The organism is Paenibacillus sp. SEL3 (genome assembly GCF_054602585.1).
Map to the genome: position 1 here is coordinate 3,263,638 of NZ_CM137725.1, position 11,313 is coordinate 3,274,950.

At 46.2% G+C, this 11,313-nt stretch carries 9 protein-coding genes; all 9 read left to right on the forward strand.

The annotated features are described in order from the left end of the window. Positions 1–98: 98 nt before the first annotated feature. Positions 99–1,625 carry a lysine--tRNA ligase gene (lysS, locus tag ACYCS5_RS15140; protein WP_029514639.1) on the forward strand — a complete coding sequence of 509 codons (1,527 nt, stop codon included), beginning with the start codon at positions 99–101 and terminating at the stop codon, positions 1,623–1,625. A gap of 85 nt (positions 1,626–1,710) precedes the next feature. Further along, positions 1,711–3,048, forward strand: a complete 1,338-nt coding sequence (locus ACYCS5_RS15145; RefSeq protein WP_209950324.1) for a TrkH family potassium uptake protein — start codon at positions 1,711–1,713, stop codon at positions 3,046–3,048. Positions 3,049–3,341: 293 nt separating this feature from the next. Next, positions 3,342–3,875 (forward strand): hypothetical protein, encoded by a 534-nt coding sequence (locus tag ACYCS5_RS15150; protein WP_029514641.1) that lies wholly within the window; start codon positions 3,342–3,344, stop codon positions 3,873–3,875. A 462-nt stretch (positions 3,876–4,337) separates the two neighbouring features. Further along, on the forward strand, positions 4,338–5,108 hold the full coding sequence (fabI, locus tag ACYCS5_RS15155) for an enoyl-ACP reductase FabI (RefSeq protein WP_029514642.1): 771 nt from the start codon (positions 4,338–4,340) through the stop codon (positions 5,106–5,108). A gap of 12 nt (positions 5,109–5,120) precedes the next feature. After that, a complete protein-coding gene (locus ACYCS5_RS15160) occupies positions 5,121–6,581 on the forward strand; it encodes a class I adenylate-forming enzyme family protein (RefSeq protein WP_029514643.1) in 1,461 nt (486 codons plus the stop codon). A gap of 44 nt (positions 6,582–6,625) precedes the next feature. Next, positions 6,626–7,849, forward strand: coding sequence for an aldehyde dehydrogenase family protein (locus ACYCS5_RS15165; RefSeq protein ID WP_459761287.1), 1,224 nt, complete (start codon positions 6,626–6,628; stop codon positions 7,847–7,849). Next, positions 7,846–9,546: a thiamine pyrophosphate-binding protein gene (locus ACYCS5_RS15170; protein ID WP_459761288.1), complete on the forward strand. Its 1,701-nt coding sequence runs from the start codon at positions 7,846–7,848 to the stop codon at positions 9,544–9,546. Before ACYCS5_RS15165 ends, ACYCS5_RS15170 begins: the two co-directional genes overlap by 4 nt. A 23-nt stretch (positions 9,547–9,569) precedes the next feature. Continuing rightward, the gene (fabF, locus tag ACYCS5_RS15175; RefSeq protein ID WP_068938691.1) at positions 9,570–10,811 is read left to right on the forward strand and encodes a beta-ketoacyl-ACP synthase II; all 1,242 of its coding nucleotides are present in this window, start codon (positions 9,570–9,572) and stop codon (positions 10,809–10,811) included. 4 nt (positions 10,812–10,815) lie between these two features. After that, complete coding sequence (locus ACYCS5_RS15180) at positions 10,816–11,223, forward strand: 3-hydroxyacyl-ACP dehydratase FabZ family protein (protein ID WP_025721676.1); 408 nt, start codon at positions 10,816–10,818, stop codon at positions 11,221–11,223. The last annotated feature ends 90 nt before the right edge of the window (positions 11,224–11,313 follow it).

An 11,313-nucleotide genomic window follows, 5' to 3' on the forward strand; every position in this document is an offset into this window, starting at 1 on the left:
GGAATTTAATGTAAAAGCTTCCTTGTGGAAGCTTTTTTTCTCTACACCCGGACGGACCCCGGCCCGTCTATTCATATTGAAGGAGCTGATTTAGCACCATGTCGGATGAAACTACTAACCAGGAAACACAAGAAAACCGCGAGGAATTAAGTGAATTATTGCAAATTCGTCGTGCCAAATTGGACGAGCTTCGCTCATTGGGCATTGATCCTTTTGGACGCAAATACATACGCACAGCTGAAGCGGGCGTACTACTGAGCAAGTATGACAGTTTGACTAAGGAAGAACTGGAAGAAAAGAATATTGAAGTTAGCATAGCAGGCCGTATTATGGCTAAACGTGTTATGGGAAAAGCCAGCTTTGCTCATATACAGGATCTTAGCGGACGTATTCAAATTTATGTTCGTCAAGATACGGTTCCTGAATCCAAATATAAAGCATTTGGTATTTTGGATCTGGGCGATATTGTTGGTGTTAAGGGTGTGCTCTTTAAGACCAAAACAGGCGAAACGACAATCAAAGTGCTGGATATTGAGGTCTTGTCCAAATCCTTGTATCCATTACCAGAGAAATATCATGGTCTGAAGGATGTTGAATTGCGTTACCGTCAGCGCTATGTCGATCTGGTTATGAACCCTGAAGTACAAAAAACGTTCATTACACGGTCCCGTATTATTCAATCCATGCGTCGTTATCTCGATTCGCTCGGCTATTTGGAAGTTGAAACCCCAACATTACATTCCATTGCTGGCGGAGCGGCAGCGAAGCCATTTGTTACGCACCATAATGCATTGGACATGCAGCTTTATATGCGTATTGCTATTGAACTCCATTTGAAACGACTAATTGTCGGCGGAATGGAGAAAGTATATGAGATCGGTCGTGTTTACCGTAATGAAGGTATTTCGACCCGCCATAACCCTGAGTTTACGATGATTGAGCTGTATGAAGCGTATGCTGATTATAAAGATATCATGCAATTGACGGAAAACATGGTTGCACATATTGCGCAAGAAGTACTGGGCACACAGCACATTCAATATCAAGGCCAGGAAGTGGATCTGACGCCGCAATGGCGCAGAGTCTCCATGGTTGATGCTGTTAAAGAAGTAACAGGCGTAGACTTTAGCGTGCAGATGAGTAATGAAGAAGCTCATCGTCTTGCGAAAGAGCACAAAGTTCCGGTCGAACCACACATGACCTTTGGCCATATCCTGAATGCATTCTTTGAGCAGTTCGTAGAAGAAACGCTCATTCAGCCGACCTTTATTACTGGACATCCGGTTGAAATCTCGCCGTTGGCCAAGAAAAACGAACAAGATCCGCGGTTTACGGATCGCTTCGAGCTGTTCGTGGTCGCTCGTGAGCATGCGAATGCGTTTACTGAGCTGAATGATCCAATCGACCAGCGCCAACGTTTTGAAGCTCAATTGCTGGAACGTGAGCACGGTAACGATGAGGCTCATGAAATGGATGATGACTTTATCCGCGCCTTGGAATACGGTATGCCGCCAACAGGCGGATTGGGCATCGGCATCGATCGTTTGGTCATGTTGCTGACAGATGCGCCTTCCATTCGCGATGTGCTGCTTTTCCCGCATATGCGTAACCGTACAGTAGAATAACATAACATTATGAATATAGAGGATCAGCCGGGTTTCCCGTGTCTTGTTCCTCTTTTTCATAAGAACGGATGGAGAGAATACTCTAATGAAACGCAGCGTCAAGCTTAGTCGGTTCGCATCGCCTCCTTTTATATTGGTCATTGGATATTTATTGATTATTGCATTGGGTACTTTGCTACTGATGCTTCCTGTTGCCAATCATAGTGGTCATGCTCCGCATTGGATTGATTCGCTTTTTACGTCCGTCTCAGCCGCTTGTGTCACAGGACTGGTCGTCGTTGACGTCGATTCAACGTATACGATGTTTGGCGAAACCGTCATTTTGGTGCTGATGCAGCTAGGCGGGCTGGGGTTTATGACCTTAGCGACCTTGTTTGCGCTGTTATTGGGGCGGCGATTATCGCTGAAGGATCGGTTGCTGCTTAAGGAGGCTATTAATGCCGATAGCATGGAAGGGATCGTGCGTATTATTCGCAAGGTGCTGATCTTTTCTTTTACCATTGAGGCGATAGCTGCCGTTGTCTTGGCTTTGCGGTGGATGCGAGAGATGCCTGTCGGACAAGCGATCTATTATGGAATATTCCATTCCGTATCCCTCTTTAATAACGGGGGATTCGATCTGTTCGGGACTAGCTTCCAACAGTACGCTGGAGATTTTGTTTTCAATATGATTGCATCTGTGCTCGTTATATCAGGAGGCTTGGGTTTCCTTGTACTTAGCGATTTGTTCGATTTTCGCCGTACCCGGAGACTATCTCTACACTCCAAAATGGTGCTAAGCGTGTCGGGAGCGCTCATTGTGATTGGTGCGCTGGTTTTATTTATTTTTGAGTTTACCAATGCACGAACCTTGGGTGCGCTGAACTGGGAAGGCAAAGTATATGGAGCTGTCTTTCAATCGGTCTCCACGAGATCATCAGGTACGAGCACAGTCGATATCAGCGGGTTAAGGCAGGCAAGTCAGTTTTTTATTATGTTGCTGATGATTATCGGTGCTTCTCCAGGCTCAACTGGAGGAGGAATCAAAACGACTACGTTTCTGCTTATGGTAGGTGCGCTAATCGCCGTCATGCGAGGACAGAAGGAAATCGTGTTTTTCCGTCATAGGGTCCCCAAAGATATCATGATGCGGGCGCTGACCATTATTGTACTAGCCCTATTTATATTCTCGATTGTGGTTATACTGCTCTTAATGACAGAGGATGCCCCATTTCTCTCCCTGGCATTTGAGGCTGCTTCCGCAATTGGAACGGTAGGGTTGTCCGTAGGAGTGACGCCAGGGTTGTCTGACGCAGGCAAGCTGATTATTTGTGTGACTATGTTTATTGGTCGAATTGGTCCTCTTACGATTGCCTATGCCATTCGTCCACGCTCAACCAAGACATTGTACCGTCGTCCCGAAGGGCATATCGTAATTGGATAGTGTATCTGTAAAAAAGATGTACCCGTGCTGATTAGCATAGGTACATCTTTTTTTCATTTCAGATCATCATCATTCTTTATGGGTAGCATATGATGTAAAATGCCCATTTTGAGAACGAGACGAAATAGTTTGAACAGATACTGTTTTTCATAGAAAAAACGGCTATTTGTTTCCTTTTATGTAATTATAGACAAAATACTAGGAATATTATGTATAATATTGTATGATAGTGGGCATGAAAGGGGGATAGTTGAGGTGAATACCAATTTCTAATTTGAAAGGAATCGTCCATTATGTATTTATTTATTATTAGTGCTGAGGTTTTGTTTTGGGTTTTTGTTGTTGCAGGGTTAGTCGCAAGGTATATGTTTGGGTTGAAGAAATTAGGTGGGCTTCTTTTAGTCTTTACCCCAATTATTGATATCCTGTTACTAATTGCGGTGTTCATCACGGTGAAAAGTGGCATGGAGATTACGACTGCTACTGGCTTGGCGGCCTGTTATTTTGGTATTACAGTAGCATTTGGTCATAGGTTAATTAAGTGGGCGGATGTACGGTTCTCCCATTGGTTTGGTAAGGGACCCAAGCCTGAACGCAAGTATGGTGCTGCTCATGCAAAAGAGGAACGGATAGGTTGGTTGCTTCACCTTTTGGGTTGGGCTATAGGTAATGCTTTGTTGCTCGCCATCATTGTGTATGTTGATGATCCTCAGCGTACGGCGTCTTTGGAGGGCATTATGCAAACATGGGCGATCGTTCTGGTAATCGACTTTGTTGTCTCCTTTAGCTATACTTTAGCTCCCAAAAAACAAAAGCGTAGTCTATAAAGGTTAAGGTTTTACACTTAGATGATATCTGGCTGGTCACTCAGGATGTTCAAATCGGGAGAGTCATTGTTGGTGAAAATGAAGTGGTTACTTCCGGTAGTGGGGTGAGTCTGTCATCGGAATGTAAATATTTACAAAAATATGCGGATTTTATGTTTAACTCGCTTTGACAGTCACCTTATTTTCGCCTCGCTATCTTTTTTCACACACATGTATCCCTTTCGATTTGAACACAGACCAACAGAAGCAACACAATTATTTTTTGTGAGATGACAGACAGCATACATGATGTGTTACACAAATTTTAAAATAAATTTTGTGATTTGCCTAAAACGTCGCCTATCTAAGTTTGGCAATTAACGCGATAATATTCCAGGAAAGATTACATATGTCTATAAATGTAGACATACGCAATTAAGTTGTTATTTTGTTTAATAATGTAAAAAAAGAAAGGTGGTTTCTGTGGCAGTACTACTGAGCGGTAAGAACATTTTGATTATGGGCGTGGCTAATAACAGGAGTATTGCTTGGGGGACAGCTCAATCTTTAGCTGCTGAAGGGGCACAACTCATTTTTACTTACGAAAATGAGAGGGTTGCAGAGCGGGTACTAAAGCTTGCTGAAACCATTCCGGGAGCACTGGTCTGTCCTTGCGATGTACAAAGCAATGAAGAGCTTGATGCATTGGCGGATTTTCTAAAAGAAAAAGTAGGCGTGTTGCATGGTTATTTTCACAGTGTCGCCTATGCTAAGGCTGAGGATTTGGATGGCTTGTTCGTTGACACTTCTCGCGAGGGATTCGCCGTTGCACAAGAAATCAGCGCCTATTCCTTGGCTGCTGTATCCCGTCGAGTGTACCCACTGATGACAGAGGGTGGGAGTATCGTCACCATGACGTATATTGGCGCAGAACGAGCGATCAAAAATTACAATGTTATGGGTGTGGCGAAGGCTTCACTGGAAGCCAGCATGCGCTATCTGTCGAATGATCTGGGCACATATGGCATTCGTGTAAATGCGATTTCCGCTGGTCCGATACGGACTTTGGCTGCCTATGGCATTAAGGATTTTAACACAATGCTCAAACATATTGAAGAAACTACGCCCTTACGCAAGACGGTTGATACGTCTGAAGTCGGAGATACGGCGTTATTCCTATTTTCCCATTTATCGAGAGGCATTACGGGTGAAGTTATCCATGTAGATGCTGGATACCATATTACGGGGATGTAAGGAGGGAACGTTGTGCTTATTACGCATACGGATTGCCGGATTATCTCATCTGAAGGAATTATGACCAGGGAGCGTCTGGAGCGAGACGTTACGATCTTCTCCCGGATGTTGACTCTCAGAGGCATTCCCGAAGACGGTAGAGTGATTCTGAAAGCGGCCAATTCTTATTGGTTTGTTGTGTCTCTGTTCTCCCTGTGCAATATCGCTGTTTCGGTGACTGTGGTGGACGAGCAGACTGTGCTCGATGAGGTGGCCCAAATCTATGATGAAGCGGGTGCCTGTTGTATCCTTACGGATTCCGATTTAGAACTTCCTCATGCTCTCGTTATTCTGATTCAAGATTTGATTCAAGAAGAAACGGCACATCCGGATTGGGTGGGAGAGCCAAAGCTTGAAGCCCTCGACTTTAACAAGTGGTGCGAGAGGCCAGATGCGCTCATTCTGTATTCTTCAGGTACGACGGGAAAACCCAAGGGAATCGTGAAAGCTGGTTCAGCTTTTATGGAGAATATCAGGCATTCCATACACGCCATGAACTACCTACCGTCTGACCATATGCTCCCCGTTGTGCCATTCTCTCATTTTTATGGAATCTCACTTATCTTCTCCTGGTGGTTAACCTCATGTTCTCTCATCATCTGCAATCCCAAAAACCTCTGGAGCGTCATTGCAAGTATTACGAAAGACCGGGCGACGGTCGTAGATGCTAACCCCTCTGCTTTTTACACCTTGTTGCGTATGCTAAACCGAAAACCCGAACAACTGGAAATGGTCAAGGAAGCCCCGGTGCGCATGTGGTGCGTAGGCGGTTCTCCACTTACCCAAGACCTTGAAGAGAAATTTAACAACATATTTGGACAGCCCTTGCTGAATGGTTACGGCCTTTCTGAACTGGGCAACGTTACGCTAGGGACGCTAGAGTGTCCTAAGGGTTGTGGTCTACCATTACCTGGTGTGGATTTGAAAATACTAGATTCTACAGGCAAACAGCAGACGGACGGTGTCGTAGGCGAAGTGTGGATACGCAGTGCTGGATGCATGGAAGGTTATCTGAATCGTCCAGACCTGACGCAATCCGTTCTACAGGACGGTTGGTTCAAGACGGGGGATCTGGGCTATCTGGATGACGGAATGCTGTATGTCATTGGACGCAGCGGCAAGACGGTCAACCGGATGGGCTATATGGTATCTCCGGTCTATATTGAGGACCGGATTGGTTCTCTAGGTTACCGATCCTGCGTGATCACCTTGGAGGATGAGGCTAAAGGGACATTACTTGTTGCCTTCATCGAAGGCGAATCCTTGCAAGCCTTGTCTGTACTCCGCAAAGAAATAAATCGTGTGCTCCCTTCATACATGTTTCCCGATCTTTTGCTTCCGCTCGACCACTTTCCTTTAAATCGCAATGGAAAAGTGGATCGTTTGGAGATGGAGCGTATTGCCCTGGGAAAAGTTGCTTCTCGCAAGGTATAGCAAGATATTTACCAAAACCGCATATAGGAAAGGGAGAATGTGCCATGAATATAAATCCAGAATTGGCAGAAAACACACTGTTTTTGGAAAGGCATGAATCTATTCTGAAATGCCTCAATTATTTGATTGAAAATCGGCAGGAAGTGATGGATATTCTCACGCAATTTTCATCCTATCGGGCCGCCAATGCAGAAATTGACTCCACGATCCTCACACTTCAAGGTGCTCTGCAAGAAGTGCAGACCTATCAGCCAAGTCGGCAACGATCTATGGCTGTATTCATGCCTTCCAACGTCATTTTATACTCCTATGCATTATACCTTTTGATTCCGTCCCTGTACGTTGAAAATATAGACTTTCGCCCTTCTTCTCACGTAAATGAGTACGTCAACATGCTGCATGAAAAGCTTCAGGCTGTACATGGATTACCCATCTATATTCGCAAAGTTAGCCAGAAGGTGTTCATGGAGAATTCCGTGATGCCAGCTGATATTGTGGTGTTCACCGGGAGCTATACCAATGCGGAGAAGATCAAAAAACAGATTCGAAAAGATCAGCTCTACATTTTTTACGGACAAGGGTTAAATCCTTTCATCATCGGACCTGATGCAGATCTGGAGCTGGCGGTTACCGATGTGATCCGAATGAGATTGTTCAACTCTGGACAGGACTGCCTAGGCCCCGACATCATTCTGGTACATCAAGATGTGAGTGAGCATTTCAAAGATCTGCTGATTCAACAGCTTGACCAACTCGTGTTTGGAGCCAACGATGATCCGAACGCAAACTATACGCCTATATTCTATAAAGACACGCTATATTCGGTTTCCGAATATTTTAATACGAACGATAAGTTTATTATTTACGGCGGCGGCATTGATTTCCGTACAAAAAAGATGGAGCCAACGGTTGTATATAGTGAATTAGATCAGAATCTGGAGATTATTGAGTATTTTTCGCCAGTCTTCAATGTAGTTAGCTACCAAGACGACGAGCAACTGATCAAGCGTATCTCCTCCAGTTATTTCAGTGAACGTGCAATGGGATGCAGTTTATACGGATCGGAGCACCTGACTGACGTTCTACAAAAGAAGCACACATTGACCATTAATCAGACACTTGAGGATGTGGATCAAGGCAATAAGCCTTTTGGTGGCTACGGCACGATGTCGAACTATATTTTTTACGATTTCAAGCTCATTTCAAAGCCGATCTTGATTTCAGAAATTGTCGCAGAATATTTGTCGGAAAAGAGGAGTTTGGTATGACTGCGAGCTTTTTTCCCTGGGATGCCATCATTGGCTACTTAAAGTCTGCTGGGGTTCAGCATCTCTTTGGATTACCAAGTGATGACCTCAAAATCGTATCGTCACTCCCCTCATCCGGTATGGATTTTATTCTGTGCAAAGATCAACGTAATGCTGTGTTCATGGCAGCAGGTTATGCGCTCACCACCAACCAGATGTCCGTATGTGTTGTGGGTAAAGGGCCTGCGCTCAGTAATACACTTACAGGGCTGCTGGAAGCCAAGAACCTGGGCGCTCCGATCCTGCTTCTGGCGCTTGGTACCGGAGGAGATAAGCTGGGTACCCGATCCTTTCAGGAAGCCGATCAAATCTCACTTGTGAAGCCGCTTGTAAAATGGGCTTATCGTGTCGAGCATGTAGATCGGCTTGTATGGGCGATGGAGCGGGCTGCCTTTTTGGCCATCAATGGAGCGCCGGGTCCTGTCTATATCGAACTCCCTGAAAACCTGATGGACCAGCCTGTGCCAACAGGACTTCAGTTTACCCCGCCCGAGAAGCTTTCGTGTTCTCCGTCTCTGCGGGAGTTGGATGCGGCTTGGGCGATTATAAAGACGGCGCGCAGGCCGCTCATTCTAGTCGGAGGGGGAATGAAGTCAGGTACAGGTGATGTGATTGAGCGGTTCGCTCACCAACATGGAGCGGCCTTGTTCGCAACTGCCTCGGGACGGGGTGTAGTGGATGAAGAACACGAACTTTTCTGCGGTGTTGCCGGACTCTATACGGATCTCAGTCTAAGACAAATCTGGAAGGAATCTGATGTGGTGATCACACTGGGCAGCCGCTTGGAAGAAACGGCTACGTTCGAGTGGGATATTCTGCTACAGGATACACCTTTGATTCAAGTCAATGTAAATCTGGAGGATTTTGCACACGAATACAGGGGTATCAAAGTGCTTGGTGATGGATATGCAGCAGTGGAGCAATGGCATGATCGGCTAGGGCAGAAGCCTGATGGAGTGTGGCTTGAAACAATCAGGAGCTGTAAAGAGAAGGCTTTTTCTCATAGGGCTATCTATCTGGAGGAATTGCAAAAGGCTCCTGGGATCCACGTTCCTGAGCTGTTGGAAATCATTCAGACGGAGTTTCCTGAAAATCTAGTGCTTCTTCAAGAGAATGGATTGCAGGATATGTGGTCCTACTTTTATCCATATTTCCGCTTTACTCAAGGCTCTCTTTCGATTGTCCCCAGTGATCAAACAAGCCTAGGATTCGGTGCGGCTGCTGCTCTGGGAGCAAGTGTGGCAACGCAACGTCCAGTAGTGGCACTTGTAGGTGACGGTGCGTTCAATCTCTTCTGTTCGGATTTTATGACAGCGGTAGAATATCAAATACCGTTAATCTATATCGTACTCAATAATGGTGGCTATGGTTGGTTGCAGAATCAGATGAATTATAAGCATCTCACAGGGCAGTCCCTCCCGTTTGTTTCTGAGGCGGCCAAGACAGGAATTCAAATTCCCCAGTATGAGTTTGTAGAGAGCCTCGCAATTCGGAGTAAGGGAGAGGCACGGGAACAGCTTCAGCTTGCTTGGCAAAAGTATCAGGAGAACAAGCTTGTGGTCGTCGAGGTATATGCTGATCTTGCGGATGTGCATGAAAAAATCAGCCATGTGTATGGCGACTTTCCTCTCTACGAGCAACAGGCTTCCAAGAATTAATTTCAACGAAGGACGTGGATACAGTGAGAAGACGTGTTGTAGTGACTGGACAGGGAGTCGTAACGCCGGTCGGGCTTAATCTTACGGATTTCTGGAATTCACTGTTAGAAGGAAAAAGTGGAATCGGACCTGTCACTGCTTTCGATACAGCGGACATTCCGACAAAGATCGGTGCACAGGTTACGGGCTTTGACCCATTGCAATATATGAGCAAGAAGGAAGCTAATAAAGTTGCACAGTTCACTCAGTTTGCTTTGGCGGCTGCCCGGCAGGCAGTGGAGCAATCGAAATTAGTGATTGATGAGCGGAATGCAAGTCGCGTGGGGGTTATTGTCGGCTCTGGAGCAGGCGGCCTCGACGTTATAGAGGAGAACTATGGGAAATTAACAAAGCTTGGTCCCAAAAGAGTTTCTCCTTATTTTGTTTCCTCGATGATGATTAATTCAGCACCTGGTGAAATCTCCATTGCTATCGGAGCCAAGGGGCCTTCTTTTGCTGTGGTTACGGCTTGTGCCACAGGAAGTAATGCCATTGGTGAAGCATTACGTACGATCCAGTACGGTACGGCTGATGTCGTGGTTGCTGGTGGAGCAGAAGCCAATTTTAGTCAGCTTGATCTGGCATCTTTTGCGAATATCCATGCTCTCTCCAGACGTAATGAAGAGCCGCAGAAGGCCAGTCGTCCGTTTGATGTGGATCGCGATGGATTCGTCATCGGTGGAGGAGCAGGAGTCTTGGTGCTGGAGGAGTTGGAATATGCTTTGAACCGCGGAGCCACCATTCTGGCCGAAGTTGTGGGTTACGGATGCACAACGGATGCGTATCATATCACGGCTCCAGATCCCTCTGGCTCCGGCCCGGCAGAAGCGATCAACATCGCACTGCAGGATGGCGGCCTGACACCGCAGGAAATCGACTATGTCAATGCCCACGGTACGAGTACGCCATTTAATGATCGTATGGAGATTAACGCTATTCAAAAAGTGTTCGGGGAGCATGCCCCCCAATTGGCGATATCGTCTATTAAATCCATGACTGGCCATTTAATGGGCGGTGCAGGGGCAGTCGAGTTAATTGCGACTGTGCAGAGTATGATTCACAGCAAAGTACCACCGACACTCAATTGCGACAATCCTGAGGCTCCTGAATTGAATTTTGTGCCGCATGTATATCAGGAACGCGAGGTCCGCGCGGCGATTAGCAATTCATTTGGTTTCGGAGGGCACAACGTCTGCCTTGCTGTTCGCAAGTGGGAAGGGGAATAAGCCTGTGAGCGAAGAGCTAATCCATATCCCGGATGTGCTTCCGCACCGGTACCCATTTCTTCTGTTGGATGGCGTGACCGGGTACGAAACGTCGCAATGGGCGAAGGGATACAAGCTTGTCACCTGGAGTGAGTGGTTCATTACAGACACTAATCCATACATGCCTCCTATGTTGATTGTGGAGTCGCTTGCACAATTGGCGGCGTTCGCTGCGATTGATAAAAAAGGCATTTCATACCTGACTAACCTGAATGGAATTCGATTCCACAGCTTGGCGAAGCCTGGGGACCGAATTGATCTCTATTTTGAAGTGATCAAGCGTCGGCGGGGCTATATTCTTGGAAGCGGTCGGGCTTCGGTAGGGGATCGATTGGTGGTTGAGGCGGAAGAAATTGTTTCACTGGATCAATGACGGGGTGGAAGCGCACGTTAAACTGTCCTTTTGTCCTCCTGACTGCCAGGTGCAGCGGGAGGATATTCACATCATGGAATAGGAGTGAAT